General features: G+C 44.4%; 17 protein-coding genes. 11 read left to right on the top strand and 6 right to left on the bottom strand.

Features of this window, described 5'->3' with window-relative positions:
* Window positions 1-5: 5 nt before the first annotated feature.
* Together N646_RS18160 and N646_RS18155 are read right to left on the bottom strand one after the other, a co-directional pair.
* Entirely contained in the window at window positions 6-1970 is a 1965-nt protein-coding gene (locus tag N646_RS18160; protein WP_017819745.1) for a MacB family efflux pump subunit, read from the bottom strand.
* A gap of 1 nt (window position 1971) precedes the next feature.
* The gene (locus tag N646_RS18155) at window positions 1972-3147 is read right to left on the bottom strand and encodes an efflux RND transporter periplasmic adaptor subunit (protein WP_017819744.1); all 1176 of its coding nucleotides are present in this window, start codon (window positions 3145-3147) and stop codon (window positions 1972-1974) included.
* A 771-nt stretch (window positions 3148-3918) separates the two neighbouring features.
* On the opposite strand from N646_RS18155, the gene N646_RS18150 reads away from it, so the two are divergent.
* The 4 genes from N646_RS18150 (at window position 3919) to N646_RS18135 (ending at window position 7146) form a co-directional block, all read left to right on the top strand.
* On the top strand, window positions 3919-5262 hold the full coding sequence (locus tag N646_RS18150; RefSeq protein WP_017819742.1) for an OmpP1/FadL family transporter: 1344 nt from the start codon (window positions 3919-3921) through the stop codon (window positions 5260-5262).
* 78 nt (window positions 5263-5340) lie between these two features.
* Window positions 5341-6060 carry a carbonic anhydrase gene (locus tag N646_RS18145; RefSeq protein WP_017819741.1) on the top strand — a complete coding sequence of 240 codons (720 nt, stop codon included), beginning with the start codon at window positions 5341-5343 and terminating at the stop codon, window positions 6058-6060.
* A 79-nt stretch (window positions 6061-6139) separates the two neighbouring features.
* Complete coding sequence (locus tag N646_RS18140) at window positions 6140-6691, top strand: YtfJ family protein (RefSeq protein ID WP_005480925.1); 552 nt, start codon at window positions 6140-6142, stop codon at window positions 6689-6691.
* 20 nt (window positions 6692-6711) lie between these two features.
* Window positions 6712-7146, top strand: a complete 435-nt coding sequence (locus tag N646_RS18135; RefSeq protein ID WP_005480927.1) for a hypothetical protein — start codon at window positions 6712-6714, stop codon at window positions 7144-7146.
* A 79-nt stretch (window positions 7147-7225) separates the two neighbouring features.
* Here the strand turns inward: N646_RS18135 and N646_RS18130 are convergent, their stop codons facing one another.
* Both N646_RS18130 and yjjG read right to left on the bottom strand, forming a co-directional pair.
* The gene (locus tag N646_RS18130) at window positions 7226-7765 is read right to left on the bottom strand and encodes an NUDIX domain-containing protein (RefSeq protein WP_017635078.1); all 540 of its coding nucleotides are present in this window, start codon (window positions 7763-7765) and stop codon (window positions 7226-7228) included.
* A gap of 51 nt (window positions 7766-7816) precedes the next feature.
* Entirely contained in the window at window positions 7817-8491 is a 675-nt protein-coding gene (gene yjjG, locus N646_RS18125) for a pyrimidine 5'-nucleotidase (RefSeq protein WP_005374109.1), read from the bottom strand.
* A 138-nt stretch (window positions 8492-8629) separates the two neighbouring features.
* Between yjjG and N646_RS18120 the strand changes: the two genes are divergently transcribed.
* The 6 genes from N646_RS18120 (at window position 8630) to N646_RS18090 (ending at window position 13339) form a co-directional block, all read left to right on the top strand.
* The gene (locus tag N646_RS18120) at window positions 8630-9553 is read left to right on the top strand and encodes a LysR family transcriptional regulator (protein WP_017819740.1); all 924 of its coding nucleotides are present in this window, start codon (window positions 8630-8632) and stop codon (window positions 9551-9553) included.
* Window positions 9554-9668: 115 nt separating this feature from the next.
* Entirely contained in the window at window positions 9669-9983 is a 315-nt protein-coding gene (locus N646_RS18115; RefSeq protein ID WP_017819739.1) for a hypothetical protein, read from the top strand.
* A 47-nt stretch (window positions 9984-10030) separates the two neighbouring features.
* Entirely contained in the window at window positions 10031-10717 is a 687-nt protein-coding gene (locus N646_RS18110) for a helix-turn-helix transcriptional regulator (RefSeq protein WP_005497912.1), read from the top strand.
* Window positions 10718-10881: 164 nt separating this feature from the next.
* On the top strand, window positions 10882-11064 hold the full coding sequence (locus N646_RS18105) for a hypothetical protein (protein ID WP_021035913.1): 183 nt from the start codon (window positions 10882-10884) through the stop codon (window positions 11062-11064).
* 944 nt (window positions 11065-12008) lie between these two features.
* Window positions 12009-12971, top strand: a complete 963-nt coding sequence (locus tag N646_RS18095) for a glycine zipper family protein (RefSeq protein ID WP_017819736.1) — start codon at window positions 12009-12011, stop codon at window positions 12969-12971.
* Entirely contained in the window at window positions 12959-13339 is a 381-nt protein-coding gene (locus N646_RS18090; RefSeq protein WP_017819735.1) for a hypothetical protein, read from the top strand. The genes N646_RS18095 and N646_RS18090 overlap by 13 nt, the downstream gene beginning before the upstream one ends.
* A gap of 87 nt (window positions 13340-13426) precedes the next feature.
* Here the strand turns inward: N646_RS18090 and N646_RS18085 are convergent, their stop codons facing one another.
* Window positions 13427-13981 (bottom strand): sugar O-acetyltransferase, encoded by a 555-nt coding sequence (locus N646_RS18085; protein ID WP_017819734.1) that lies wholly within the window; start codon window positions 13979-13981, stop codon window positions 13427-13429.
* A 129-nt stretch (window positions 13982-14110) separates the two neighbouring features.
* Window positions 14111-14509, bottom strand: coding sequence for an OsmC family protein (locus N646_RS18080; protein WP_017819733.1), 399 nt, complete (start codon window positions 14507-14509; stop codon window positions 14111-14113).
* A gap of 202 nt (window positions 14510-14711) precedes the next feature.
* Between N646_RS18080 and msrB the strand changes: the two genes are divergently transcribed.
* Entirely contained in the window at window positions 14712-15854 is a 1143-nt protein-coding gene (gene msrB, locus N646_RS18075) for a peptide-methionine (R)-S-oxide reductase MsrB (protein ID WP_005374134.1), read from the top strand.
* Window positions 15855-15860: the final 6 nt, after the last annotated feature.

Raw genomic sequence — 15860 nt, 5'->3', positions numbered from 1 at the left:
CATTTTTAGTCTCTCGCTAGCGCTTCTATCGGATCGAGTTTGGCGGCATTACGAGCAGGTAAAAAGCCGAAAGCGATGCCAATCAACGTTGAGCAAATAAACGCCCAGATGATCGAGTTCATCGAGTAAATCATTTGGAAGCTGCTGCCAGATGTACTGAATGCAAAACCAATCAAAAACGCCAAGCCAATACCAGCAATGCCACCACACAAACACACTAGTACCGCTTCAATCAAAAACTGACGCAAAATATCCGCTTGCCGCGCACCCACAGCCATTCGCACACCGATCTCTTTCGTGCGCTCTGTCACCGACACCAACATGATGTTCATTACGCCAATTCCCCCGACAATTAGGGAGATCACCGCAATCGCTGAGATCAGTAACGTCATGGTTGCGGTGGTTTTCTCGATGCTCTGACGAATGGTGTCAGTGTTAATCGTGAAGAAATCTTCTGTACCGTGGCGCATTTTTAACAAGTTGATGATGCTCTGTTCTACCGCTGCGCTTGGGGCGTTCTCATCAATCCGTACAGTAATGCCGTTGAGGTAGCGTTGTCCCATCATTCGTCCCGACATGGTGGTGTATGGCACCCAAATTTTCAGCGCGTCGCTGTTGCCAAACGCGTCTTCTTTTTTCTGCGTGACACCCACAATACGCACTGGCAATGAACCAAGAAAAATCACTTCACCAATAGGATTTCTATCCGCAAACATTTCCTTTCTGGTGTTGTCATCAATCACTGCTTCTTGGGCGAGTGAGTTCACGCTCTCTTCATCCCAAAACTGACCTTTGGCGATCTCATAACCGCGCACACGGAAATAATCTTCCCCAACCCCTTCCACAGACGCGGTTGCATCCTGATTGGCGTAACGCACGGTTAAGCTGTTGGATAAAGACGGCGTGACACTGTCGACAAAAGGTAGACTCTCCAACGATTTAGCATCGTCGGCGGTTAGCGTTTTCACTCGTCCGGAGCGGCGGTCACCAAACCCTTTGCCCGGCCTGACATCAATGGTGTTTGTTCCCATGGATGAAATATTCGACAAAATTTGCTGTTGTGAACCATTACCTAGTGCCACCACGGAAACCACCGAGGCTATACCAATAATGATGCCGAGCATGGTCAAAAACGTGCGCATTCTGTGGCTAGACATCGCTAGCAGCGCCATTTTGAGCGCGTCAATAAAACTGTCCCACTTCCACCACTTACTGGCGGCTTGCGCTGGGCGATGAAAAGACGCGCTCGGTGTCTTTGCTGCTTGCTCATTGATTACAACTTGTGCATTTGGCGTATCTGCAATGATTTCACCATCTTTGATTTCAATGATGCGATCCGCAAAGTTCGCCACGTTCATATCATGAGTCACTATGATGATCGTATGCCCAAGTTGATGTAACTCTCTAAGAAGTGCCATCATCTCTTGCCCGCTGTGACTGTCTAATGCACCAGTGGGCTCATCAGCGAGAATCACCTCACCACCGTTCATCAGTGCACGAGCAACACTCACGCGCTGTTGCTGGCCACCACTCAGCTGGCTGGGCTTGTGAGTCAAACGATCTTCCAGCCCTAAGCGAGCCAATAACGACTGCGCTCGCTCCGTTCTTTGACGATGAGGAACTCCCGCGTAAACCGCAGGTACTTCCACGTTTGCCACCGCGGTTAAGTCCCCCAGCAAATGGTAACGCTGGAATATAAAGCCAAAATACTCGCGGCGCAGTTCCGCCAGTTGATCAGATTCCAACGTCGAGACATCTTGCCCATTAATGAAGTATCGACCGCTGGACGGTTTATCCAAGCAGCCGAGCACATTCATCAGCGTCGATTTACCTGAGCCTGATGCACCCACGATCGCGACCATTTCACCGCGTTTTATCTCTAAATTAATGTGGTTCAACACGGTAAGCGACTCGTCTCCAGAGACGAAACGTCGAGTTAAATCCTCAACTTTTAAAAGCACGTCACTCATCTTAGAACCTCATTGGAGGTCGACGACGATCACCTCGGCTTGATGATTCTCCATCCATAGCATTGCCAAGAACAACTTGGTCGCCTTCCTTCAAACCTGAGAGAATTTCTGCGTTCACTTTGTTGTTGATACCCACTGTCACGGGCTTTTGCACCACTTGGCCCTGTTCAAGCACTGGCACGGTATAGTTGCCTTTGCCGCCAGATTTTTGCAGGACTTGTGAAGGGACAATCAAGGTATTTTCCGATTGCTCAAGGACAATCGAAACTTGCGCAGTCATGCCGATGCGCAAAATACCTTGCGGGTTCTTCACATCAAATACAGCGTTGTAGTAAATGGCGTCGCTATCTGAAATGCTCAAATCGCTGTCATCGCCATCCATGATGGTTGGCCCCGGCTCAATGGCGCGCAATGTGCCTTTAAACTGCTGATTCGGTTTGCCTAAAATGGTGAACAGCGCCGTTTGGCCTGGGTGAACAAAAATCACATCGGCTTCCGAAATTTCGGCTTTCACCGTCATCGTATCTAACTTGGCTAACTCGATAATAGTTGGCGTGGTTTGATTGGCGTTTACGGTTTGTCCTTCTTCCACCGCGGTGTAGACCACCGTGCCATCCATCGGTGCGTTGATGGTGGTGTAACCGAGATCTAACTGCGCATTGTCGACGTTGATTTTGGCTTTCTCGATTTCGGCATCCAGTTGCGCTAACTCGGCTTTGTAGATGGCGAGCGTCGCTTCGGCATTCTCGTAATCAGCTCGTGAGCTCGCTTTCGCTGCCAACATGCCTTTTTGGCGCACGTATTCATAGTTTGCTTGTTTAATCTGCGCTTGCTTAGCCTGGTACTGAGCGTTGAGACTATTAAGAGACGCTTGGGCTTCTTTGAGGCTGTTTTGCTGAGTCAGGCTGTCAATCTGTGCAATCAAGTCCCCCTGTTTGATCTCATCCCCTAAGTTCACAGCGAGGCGTTGAATTTGCCCAGATACTTGCGCACCTACATTCACCAATTTGGACGCTTGCAACATGCCGTTGGCTAATACCGCCTTTTCGATATTGCCTTTGCGAACGACTTCTGTCGCGTAAGAAAAAATGGGTTCTGGACGTTGCAGATAATGATAACCACCAGCACCAATAGCAAGTAGGCTACACAAAACGAGCCATTTTTTATTGAGTTTCATAGCAGGAGTGAAGTAAATAATCGTTTTGATTTTATACTGCTATTTGTCTTAGCCGTACAGGGTACGAGACGTAAAGATAGGTAAATTAACGTCAAGATACTGAAGGAATAACTTCACTAACGTGAAAAATCCGAGATATTATAGTCACTTCAAAACTTTATCATTCAATAAATATAACAAAGATCATTTTTAATATAGAAATTCAAGTTATAAGTATTATAAACAAAACTTTTAAATACCAACAAACCAGTAAAATCTAAGCTTATTCAATATGCCATCCATTTAAATTTCATTATGGTCATTTTGATGATTGAATTTAAAGAGGAGTTAAGTGGCAAGTTAAATAAAAAATACCCACATAACACAGGTAAGACCGAGAGGAGTGTGTCATGTGGGTTTAAAACGATAGTTCTCTTGCTGATTCGAACTACCAACGTTGGGATGCAATGGAAATACAAATGACTCAGAGTTTCCATCACGAACACTTTATCGCTGGATTTACCTCTGTTTGTTAGGGAACAGTCAGCACAATAAAAATAGAGAAGTAATACCGCAAAAATAAAAGTAGAGGCTCTGAGTTTAATTTACACGTAAAATAATCACCACATTCACGACATGAACCCTTAATAAATTCATCAATAAATATTTATTAAGTTAAATTTATTTATTGTCAACATACTGTTAGTTTTACTCCTAAATATACTGGTCAGATTTGTTTATTTTACTGCTTTTCGTTGCAATACAATCTCTAATTAATTCATGAGAAAAAACATGCAGCGACAATTCACTCTTTCACCGATTTATTTATTAATCGGTTTAGCCTCATCGACGGCGTATGCCGGTGGTTTTCAAATTAACGAACATTCGGCGACGGGTCTTGGTCGTGCTTTTGCTGGTGATGCTGTTATTGGTGATAATGCGTCTGTAGTCAGCCGCAACGCCGCAGCGATGACGCTGTTTAAACAAAATGCCTTATCGTTCGGTGTCACTTACGTCAAACCTGACGTTACCGTTAAAAATGCGCAATATCATCGAGCTAACATTAATGCGGATGTCAATGTTGGTATGGGCGGTTTTCCTCCGTCCCCTCAAGTTGACATTACCCCGTCCTTCTCTCAAACCGTGACCGATATTGATGACGTCGATGGCGTTGGTCAACCAGCCGTTGTACCCAATTTTTACTTTATTCACCCTATCAACGACGACTGGTATCTAGGCTTATCGGCATACTCCAACTTCGGAACCGACATGGAGTTTAAACCAAACTATGGCGCACCTGTTTTTGGCGGTGTCACCAGCGTAGCGAGTGTCAACCTTGGCGCAAGCTTGGCATACAAGGTGAACGACCGTTTTAGTATTGGTGGTGGTATTGATGTGATTTACGGCTCTGGTGAGCTGTACCGCGATATGGACGTGGGTGTTTGCGTTGGTGGGAACATACTTGGAAACGAACTAGAACAACGCTGTGGATCCGTAAAAGGCAACGCACTTGATGTGGAAGCTGGCGGCATTGGGCTTGGTGCGAATATTGGCATGATGTACGAGTTTAACGAACGTCATCGCTTGGGTTTAAGCTACAAGCACAGCCCTAACATCGATGCCAAGGGCGACATCCACTTTGCTGGCGAATCGTACGACTCGCTTGCTATGCCGCTACCGGATATTGCGGAGTTTTCCGGTTATCACCGCGTCTTACCTAAATTTGCCCTGCACTATTCTGTGCAGTGGATTGGTTGGTCAGCATTTGACAGCTTGAAAGCTGATGATCAGTTGCTAAAAGATTTTCAGTGGCAAGACTCCGCGCACTACTCCATCGGTGCGACTTGGTACGCCAATGAACGTTGGACACTACGCACGGGTTACATGTTCGACAAAACACCTGTCGATGAGCTGACTTCGCTTTCTATCCCAGATTCGAACCGTCACTGGTTATCTGCGGGTGCCTCTTACCAATGGTCATCAGATACCACGGTTGACATCGGCATGACGTACTTGATTGGTGAAGATGTCAACGTAGAAGAGTACGCGTATGAAGGTGTTCCTGCACCGATGGTAACGGGCGTGACCCATTCAAATGCGTTCCTAATTGGTGCCCAACTCAGCCACCGTTTCTAATTTGTCAGGCAGTGATCAAACCTCTATGTCATTGCCTTGTAACAACGCTTATCAAAGCGACCGAACAGAGACATTATTATGAACAAAACACTACTTGCTTTTTCACTCTCACTTCTCACTCTAGGCGCGGCTCAGGCTTCAGAATGGGGCTATGGCAATGACAAACACGGGCCAGAGCACTGGGGAGAAATCGCCAAAGACTGCGCAACCACGAAAAACCAAAGCCCAATCAACATCGACAACCCAGCCGATGCAAAACTGGAAGCACTGAACCTTTCGTACACTGGTCAGGTCATTGGTTTAACCAACAATGGTCATACGCTGCAAGCGCAAGTGAACGGACGTAACAGCTTCACCATCGATGGCGAGACGTTCGAGCTGCAACAGTTCCATTTCCACACACCTTCAGAAAACCAAATCAAAGGCCGCCAATATCCACTTGAAGCGCACTTTGTACACGCCAACGCAGACGGCGAGTTGGCGGTAATTTCGGTGATGTTTGATGCTGGCGATCAAAACGCAGCGCTGTCTAAACTGATCAACGCAATCCCACAAGAGAATCAAACCACCTTCTTTAAAGATACGTTTGAGATTAACGACTTACTGCCAAAAACTGCAAACTACTATCGATTTAACGGCTCTTTAACCACACCACCATGTTCAGAAGGTGTGCGCTGGTTTGTGCTTAAAGACACTCAAACCTTATCCAAAGATCAAGCCGCGAAACTGATGGAAGTCATGGGACAAAACAATCGTCCGCTGCAACCGCTAAATGCGCGCGTTGTACTTTCTAACTAAACGCCACATCCGATAAGGGGCATCGTATTTGCCCCTTATTTTGATTCGCTCTAACCTCACTTCGTTACAGGAACCCCCAATGAAAACTCCATCTGTTCTGTCACTCTTACTCGCACTCGCCCCGACATTCGCCTTCTCTCATAACCTTTCTGTCGGTCAAACCACCCCTTCCGTCAGCATTGATACCTATGGCGAAATGACGCTGCAAGGAGACGATGTGGCTTATCAACCTTGGGCAACTCAGCAGATGTTAGGCAAAGTCCGTGTGATACAAGCCATTGCAGGTCGTAGTAAAGCCAAAGAGATGAACGCGCCGCTGATGTCAGCAATCACTGCCGCTCACTTTCCTGAAGATCAGTATCAGACCACAACCGTGATCAACCAAGAAGACGCCATTTGGGGAACCGGTACATTTGTAAAATCGTCGGCAGAGGACAGCAAAAAGACATTCTCTTGGTCTTCCATGGTGTTAGACAAAAATGGCGTATTAGCAACAACTTGGGATCTGCAGCAAGAAAGTTCTGCGATTATCGTACAAAATAAACAAGGCGAAATTTTATTCGTGAAAGAAGGGGCTTTAACTCAAGACGAAGTCACACACGTCATCGAACTGATTAAACAGAATATCTAAACCTAAGGTAAGGAAAAGCTATGAAACTGTTCAACACCATCGCACTCTGTCTTTTAGCGGCTGTGGCCTCTTTCCAATCGGTTGCTGGAGACAACGATTGGGACAAGATTGCAGATAAGACCGTCAGTTTTAAATCGGAAACCGACACAGTCAATCCACTGTCCCCATTTGCTAACGCTCGTTTTAGCCACATCAAAATCAAATGTACGCAAGGTACGGTCGATCTGAAAAGCGTTAAAGTAATCATGAAAGATGGTCAGGAAAAGACGTTCGACAGTTTAGGTGTTCTGACTAAAGGCATGTCATCAAGAAGTTTAAGCCTACCAACAAAAGATAACGCGAAATTAGACAAGATCGAGTTGAACTATGAATCGGTTGGCAGCACAGCGCTGCAAGTCGCGGGAGTGACCAAAAAAGCGCAAGTGGAAATCTTAGGTAAGAAAATCGACGAGTAAGCGATGGCTCAACGAACTCACCCAAACTAAAAACAGCGGCACTAGGCCGCTGTTTTCATTAAAAAATCGTCATGGATAACTAAATGAATTTCTTCAGCTTCGCCAAACCATAAGCGGCGATGGTGACACAATCTTTGATCGTGCCGTCGATCATCATCTGTTCGAACTCCTCAACAGAAAAAGCGCGAGTGATCAAATCCTCTTCTTCACTGTCGAGTTGATTGCCCACGTCCGTTAAATCAGTGGCGAAGTAGACGTGACATGTCTGATTCAAAAAGCCGTATGCGATAAACTGCGCGCCGACATACGCCATTGCGCTCGCCTGCATGCCCGTTTCTTCACGCAGCTCGCCTTTGGCAAGCTCAAGATGATCCGCATCTGGGTTTGATTCCCACGCCCCTTGTGGGATCTCCCAACAACGTTGACCTACGGTGTAACGGTACTGCTGAACCAAGTGAATCATCCCGTTATCGATAGCCAGAATCGCAGCACAATCAGGTTTGTCGACCACACCATAGATGCCCTCTGCGCCGCTCGGACGTAAAATTTTGTCCTCACGCACCGTCATCCACTTATTCTGGTAAACGACTTTGCTGTCTAACTGTTTGATGTCTGACATGGTTATTCCTTGATTTTTCTGAGGGTTACTGCGGAATAATACCCGATTCGGTTACGCCACCAAAATGTTCTTTAGTTCACTCAAAGACTCAACGGTGTAATTTGGTGCGATACGCTCATCGACGCTTGCGCCTGTGGTATTTAACCAGCAAGTTTCAATACCAAAATTATTACCACCCAGAATATCGGAATGCAGGTTGTCACCCACCATCAGTACGCGCGTTTTGCATGGGTTGCCCATTTGCTGCATCGCGTATTCAAAAATACCTAAGTCCGGTTTTGCTACGCCCACTTGTTCAGAGATCACCACTTTATCGAAGTACTCAGTCATCCCTGTGCGCTCAAGGCGAATTGCTTGCAACTCTGTAAAACCGTTGGTGATGATGCCCATTTTAGCTTTGCCTTGCAGCGCTTCCATCAGCTCTTTTGCACCTGGCAACAAGCTGCAAATATCGGCCATCGCTTCTAAAAATGCGCTGTTGAGATCTGCTGTTGTAGTATTCAACTTCTCAGCCCACTCGGTAAAACGCTTATGTTTTAGCTCATCTGCCGTTACTTTGCCGTCTTGGTAATCCACCCAAAGCGGTTTGTTTACGGTTTGGTAATGAGCAAAATCTTGTTCAGTAAAATCTACGCCTTTGCGAGAAAACATAAGCTGCAAACCTTTGAAAGCATCAAAGTGGAATAAGGTTTCGTCAGCGTCAAACAGGATCCAATCGTACTTCATTTTCTTCTTCCCAAAATCAAGGTCGTAATACTGGTGCATAGTCTAGATTGTTTTCTTCTTGAAGATAATCTCTATAATTGGAAATTAATTGTATCCTTGTGCTCAACAATAAATGCTTCACGATAATAGGAGATTGATGTGAACGCGATTGCCTCCCTGCCCGTTTTTGTTGCTGTTGTCGAATGCGGCAGCTTTTCCCTTGCGGCCAAACAGCTGAATCTGACGAAATCGGCGATCAGCAAACGCATCAACCAACTAGAAGATGATTTGGGCATTCGTCTCCTTAATCGAACTACGCGTAAGCTGAGCCTGACCGAAGCAGGAGAACGCTATTTTGAGTACGCCTCTCAAGCGCTCAACCTAGCCCAGCAAGGCGTAGACGCGGTATCGGAACTGCAAGGCTCTCCACAAGGTCGGCTCAAAATTACCGTGCCGATGTCTTTCGGTGTACTGCATATCGCGCCTTTGATCAGCGAGTTTCTCGCTCGTTACCCGAAAATTGAAGTGGATTTAAACCTCGAAGACAAAATGGTCGATTTGGTTAAAGACGGTTTTGATTTGGGGATCCGTATTGGTGAACTCACCTCTTCCAATCTAATCGCAAAACGTCTCGCCCCTTGTAAAAGTGTGCTTTGTGCCTCGCCAGATTACTTAGCGGAGTTTGGAACACCACAAAAACCAAGTGATTTAGTCAGTCACAACTGCCTGCGCTACTCCTATTTCCGTGGCGGCGTCGAATGGATGTTCATCAACAACGGCAGCGAATACAAGGTGCTTCCAAAAGGAAACTTTATCGTCAATAACAGCGAAGCCATTCGCCAGTTGCTGTTAAGAGGTTCGGGCATTGCTCAACTGCCAACATTTATTGCAGGAAGAGACTTTGCCGCAGGAAATCTAAAACCGGTGATGGAAGAGTATTCTCTACCAGAACACGCCATTTATGCGGTTTTTCCTGAGCGCAAGCACATGCCGTTGAAAGTAAGAGCCTTTATCGATTTTATCAGCGAAAAACTCGGTACAGATTTACCTTACTGGGATCGTTACATCAGCCCAGAAAAATAACCATATTGATGATAAGTGAGTGAGATTTCACTACTGACATGTTCTGACATTCCATCCGCGTAACCTTATTTGGAACTCAACAGGCAATCCGCCAAAACCAATAAGGAATCACAATATGGAAACCGTTATCGAAACTGTGCAATTTCGTCTAACCGCAGGCACAACAGAGCAAGACGTGATCGCCGCTGCCAAACAGTCACAAACGTTTGTGAAGAATCTGCCGGGCTTTTTGTACCGATCGCTCAGTCACGAAGCGACGCACGATGTGTGGACAGACATCATTTACTGGCGTTCAATGGACGATGCAAAACAGGCGGGAAAACAGATTAAGCAAGCCGTTGAATTTCAGCCTCTGTTATCAATGATTGACTGCGAAAGCTTCGAGCTTAAACATCACAACTTAAAAATGTGCAGTGAGCTAGAGAAGTAATCAGCCACACTACCACTAACAACCAGTAGGTCTAGATAAGGAACATCATGAGCAAATCAGAACGACTGTTTGAGCTACTGACGCTTCTGCGCGCAAAGCGTTACGCCGTGACAGCGAAAGAGCTCGCAGAAAGAATGGAAGTTAGCGAACGTACGATTTATCGCGATATTCAGTCGTTGCTCAGTTCTGGTGTTCCGATTCAAGGTGAAGCAGGTGTCGGCTACCTGCTGCAAGCTGGCTCTCATCTGCCGCCTTTGATGTTCTCAGAAAAAGAGATGATGGCGCTTGAACTGGGTATGCGGATGGTTCGAGCCTGGTCGGATGCCGAACTTGCCGAAGCGTCTCACTCTGCGTCCACCAAAATACTTTCGGTATTGCCCGATAAGCTCAAACAACAAGTGGAAGATTGTCCGCTGATTGTGCCCGATTATCACACCCAATCCGAGACTGCCAAACGAGGGCAGCTTCTGCGCCACGCGATTGATCATCAGTTTAAGGTCAGTTTGGATTACCAAGATGAAAGCGGACAGGTGACCGAGAGAAAAATCCAACCGTTAGGCCAGTTCTTTTGGGGCAAAGTCTGGACGCTGGTCGCCTGGTGCGAATTGCGCGATGACTACCGCCAGTTCCGCCTCGACCGTATCCAAGCACTGCGTATGCACGATGAAGAGTTTCAGAGTGCGGAAACCAAATCTCTCAAACATTATATTGCGCAGTATGAATCGAAAGATTGAGTGTTTTTCATCCCTCCATCACAAGGATTCTAAATTGCTCTGCTCAATGCGCGATATTTGGAAAGGCACATTTGGTTAAACTAATGTTTCATTTTTAACAGATGCGCAACCAACCTAAGATCGTTAACTTAAGTAGCACGTCAACCACACCGGAGCGTGAAGCTATGAAAGTACTGATTCAATACACCCAAGCAGGGAAATATCGAGATCAAGCGTGGGAGTCTTTAACTCTTCGATCTAAAGGTGATATGCAGGCCGTTACCCCTTCTTATGCTGCCCAACTTATCGAACAAAGCAAAGCGACACTTGTGATGACTGAGGAGCAACAAATCGTTATTCATCCATAACCGACTATTAGCCTTGTTTAACCAACCTTTGTTAGTTGTGCAAGGCTTACATCTCGCCATTACACGTTATCCATTTTATACACGACCAACTATATTTACATAAAAATCAATAAAATAGTTCTTATTTTCGTTCTCGACACTCCTTCAAAACGCCCTTACATTCATAGCTAAGATATAGGTTATCTGTTAGTCTCTTTATTTCTTCATGATAAAAATTAGGATAAAACCTTTGAAAAAGCATCGGTTTATTATAAGGATAGGTGCAATATGCAATTGATCTGGAACATTATTGGATACTTAATGTTCTCTGGTGTATTAGTTATTTTTTTTCAAACATTCTTTATAGGTATCATGCACCTTTTAATGCCAAAAGACATTGTCAATAGCTACTTTAAAGAACCTTATTTTAACACTTTCGAACTAGCTCTATTTACAGGTTGGCCTTACGCATTTTTCCGAACATTGATGTTTGTTCGTTTAATCGTTCAACCTAACTCAGGTAAAAAACGAAAGTTACCCGATGTATCCCAAGAGGTGCCTAGGTGGTACCGTCTATTATCCTTCATTTTAATATGGGTAATTATCATAAACTCTACAATGTTAGCGCTTGTATTTTTTATCGCAGGTTTTTTATCATTAGCAGATCATGTATGACCTTTACCTATCCAATTAAGTCTAATGTCACACTTTAAATGTAAATAACATTAAGAATTTCACACAAATAATAAATACATCAGCTAATTTATGGCTTTTTAAAATGAAAGTCTAGAATGCAAAAAAATAAAATTTTTAAATATAGTTTCTTGTTAATATCTATACAAATAAATTATTAGCTAGAGGTGCTCTGTGTCGGGATCTTTTAAGTATAAAATAAAAGTCATGATAACTTATCACCTATTATATTAAACATGTATGGTGCTCCATATGGTAGCAAGGACTATCAGATGGTACTGACTCATATAATGACATTAAACAAGCATATTTCAGATCCTAACCGCATTAGAGCAGGCGATATCATTTGGTTATCAGCTCTACCCAAATCAAGCTCTCAACTTAAAACTCAAAGTAACAATGCGTTACCTCCTAAAAGTATCGCGAAGCTAGGGACCTACCCAGCGTCTAAACCTCAAATGCCCAGCTCTCCTCCCCATAAAGTTTTGCCTCCCAATCTTCTCAGCTACAATCAACCTCCAAAATCAATCTCAAATCAAGTTCCACCGCAACATGCTGACATGTTTTGGGCGTTGGCATGGCTGGAAAACAACGCCAATATGATTACTATTCCAGGAGGTACCTTGATGGGTGCTACAGGGAACTTGATGAGTAAAGGAAATATTAAGCTCATTGAGAACATCAACGACCTTTACGCAAACTATAAAAACGGAGTAATAAGTAAAGGACAATATGATGGTCGACGTAAAAAACATTTAGACCTACTAAAGAAAAATGTTGGCCCTATGGAAAAGCTGCTATTTGGCAACAAAACGACTCACCAGTCTATTCGCATAGCTCGAAGTGGAGGGTTACCTGCGAATGCTCATATAGTTAAACAAGCCGAAAAACTGAATAAAATAGCTCAAGCATCTAAAGTGGGCGGACATGTTTTAGTCGGTGTTGGTCTGACGGCTTCCTGCATTCAGATTGCGAATACACAAGACCAACATGAGAAGAATGAAATTTTTGTTGAGTCAATAACTAGCACAGCTGTAGGAATGGGTACCAGCGCGTTAGTCGGTCTATTTTTAGTATCAAACCCTATTGGCTGGGGGACTGCCATTGTACTCGCTGCCGGTTCAACGGCTGTAGGTTATGCATCCGGTAAAGTGGCAAAAAGCTTTTATAATTCAATTGAAAGCAAGCCAAACTTAGTCGCTAGTACTGGAATAGAGTCTATATGCAGCAAGTAATCACATTTCTTTTTTACACTTTAATGACTGGTGTGATTATTATTTTCTTACAAACCATTTCTATCGGTGTCATGCACTTTCTGATGCCGAAGGAGATTGTTGGGAACTATTTTAAAAAACCATATTTTAATGAATTTGAGCTTTCTTTATTCACAGGGTGGCCTTACGCATTTTTCCGAACATTGATGTTTGTTCGTTTAATCGTTCAACCTAGCTCAGGTGAAAAGCGAAAATTACCTAATATTTCTAGAGAAGTACCAAAATGGTATCGTTATTTGTCGATTCTATTACTGGGTATTATCATTGTTAACTCTGTTGTCGTTGCCCTGACTTTATCAATTGGTGCCGTTCTTTTAGCAATTGAGTGAGGAATTAACATTAAAATATAACGATGTACTCGACGAAGAGAGCTCAGTCTGAACTCTCTAATCGCCAGAGTTATTGCATACTAACCTCTACTCTTCTTCGTTGAGACGACGAATCAACTTAGCTGGCGTGCCTCCGTATAGACAATCTGGCGGCACATCATGGTTGACTACCGAGTTCGCCGCAATAACCGAGCGAGCACCAATCGTCACACCTTGGTTAATGACCGAATTTCCGCCAATCCACACATCATCTTCAATCGTGATAGGTTTACAAAACGTTTCCCAACGCCGACGACTTCGGTAATCAACAGAATGAGAAGCGGTATAAAATTGCACGCTCGGTCCAATGAGCACGTGGTTCCCGATGGTAATTTTGGCACCATCGAGCATGACCACGTTCATGTTGATAAAGGTTTCTTCACCTATTTCGATGGTCTTACCAAATTCACAATGAAAAGGGGACTGGACAATACAACGGCCTACCTTGCCAAATAGCTGCTTTTGCAATTCGTCGCGCTGACTTTCGTCGGTGTTATTATTAAGTGCTCTAAGTGCTTGAAGAGCATGGCTTCTAATGGCGTCAATTTCTTTGTCCATGCCATCAAAGACCTGGCCAGACATCATTTTTTCTAGTTCTGTCACTGGAAGACTCCTACAACCTGCAATTACTGCTTTCAGATTCTTCACAAGGTACGTGAACTGCGAAATAAAAAAAGAGAAAAGCCCGGACTTTTCTCTTTCCTGTTTTTATATTTTGTGGAGTCTGTCAACTTACACAATTTCCCAACTGTGGGTCATCTCAACACCTTCGCCTAGCATTAAGCAAACCGAGCAGTATTTTTCTAGCGAGTCAGCCACCACTTTTGCTACGACTTCTGGGTCAAGCTCGTCACCTGACACTTCAAAGTGGATATTCACTTGCGTAAAGATACGCGGTGCGGTTTCACGACGCTCTGTGGTTAGCTTGGCATTAACTGACGAAACCTTTTGGCCTGCTGTTTTCAAACCATCAACAACATCGACAGAGCTACAGCCACCAGCAGCCATTAGTACCATTTCCATTGGGCTTGGTGCGGTTGCACCACCATTGCCATCCATCACTACGGAGTGGCCCGACTGAGATTGCCCAAGGAATTTAAAATCTTCTATCCATTTAACTTCAGCTTGCATGATTTACCTCATTTAGCATCGCTTATTCAAGGCATCGTTGCCCTTACTAGCGGTGTGTTTCTTGTCGATACTTTAGCTCTATCGCATAAAAGGGCAACGGAATTTTCAACATTACTGTAATTTTTTCGCTCGGTTACCTTTCTCTATACGTAACACTTTTTATTTAAGTAACACTTTCTACAAAAATAACGATGAGGTAGCTATGAAGAATATGTCTAAGTTATTGGCCGGTTTCTCCTTCGCACTTCCAGTCTTGTTTCTACTATTGAGTAAAACAGGTACCGCCGATACGATGGATAAGCTGAAGGCTTCAGAGAATACAAGAATCGCAACGCTAGCTGGCGGTTGTTTCTGGTGTACAGAATCGGATTTAGAGCAACTGCCCGGCGTAATCGATGTTGTATCAGGTTATTCAGGTGGTCATATTGAAAACCCGACTTACCGCCAAGTCTCTTCTGGTAAATCTGGTCATATTGAAGTGATTGAGGTGAAGTACGATCCTGCTGTCGTGAACTACGAGCAAGTGCTGGACTACTTCTTCCGTCATATCGACCCTACCGACGATAAAGGTTCATTTGTTGACCGTGGTCCTCAATACCGTCCAGCGATCTTCTACCATAATGCGGAGCAAAAGCAGATTGCTAAGCAGTTTATGATGGAAATCGACAAGGCGATGATCTATCCAAAACCGTTGAAAACAGAGCTGATCGAGTTTGAAAAGTTTTACCCTGCGGAGTCGTACCATCAGGATTACTACAAGAAGAGTAGCTTGAAGTACAAATACTACCGCTACGCATCAGGTCGCGATAAATATCTCGACGAAGTATTTGGTGAAGATCGAAAAGAAAGTCCTAAAACACTTCGACAGTTGATTGAAGAAAAAAAGCTGCTTTCGAAAGTGAAAGCGTACAGTAAACCTGCTCAGTCTGAAATCAAATCAAACTTAACAGAGCTACAGTATTACGTGACGCAAGAAGAAGGCACGGAGCGTCCGTTTGATAATGAATACTGGGACAACAAAGAAGCGGGAATTTATGTGGATATTGTGACCGGTGAACCGCTATTTTCTTCTACTGATAAATACAAATCTGGCACAGGTTGGCCAAGCTTTACTCGACCAATTAACCCGGGTTACATCGTGGAGAAAACCGATTATAAACTGCTCTACCCTAGAACGGAGATCCGCAGTAAGTTTGGTGATTCACACCTAGGTCATGTGTTTAAAGATGGTCCGAAGCCGACGGGATTACGCTATTGTATGAACTCTGCTGCGATGAAATTTGTACCTGTGAACAAGATGGCGAGTTTAGGCTACGGCGATTACCTGTACCTATTTGATAAGTAGCTAAAC

This window comes from Vibrio alginolyticus NBRC 15630 = ATCC 17749 (assembly GCF_000354175.2).
In the GTDB taxonomy this organism is placed as follows: Bacteria; Pseudomonadota; Gammaproteobacteria; order Enterobacterales; family Vibrionaceae; genus Vibrio; species Vibrio alginolyticus.
This window is presented reverse-complemented; position numbering and strand designations above follow the sequence as displayed.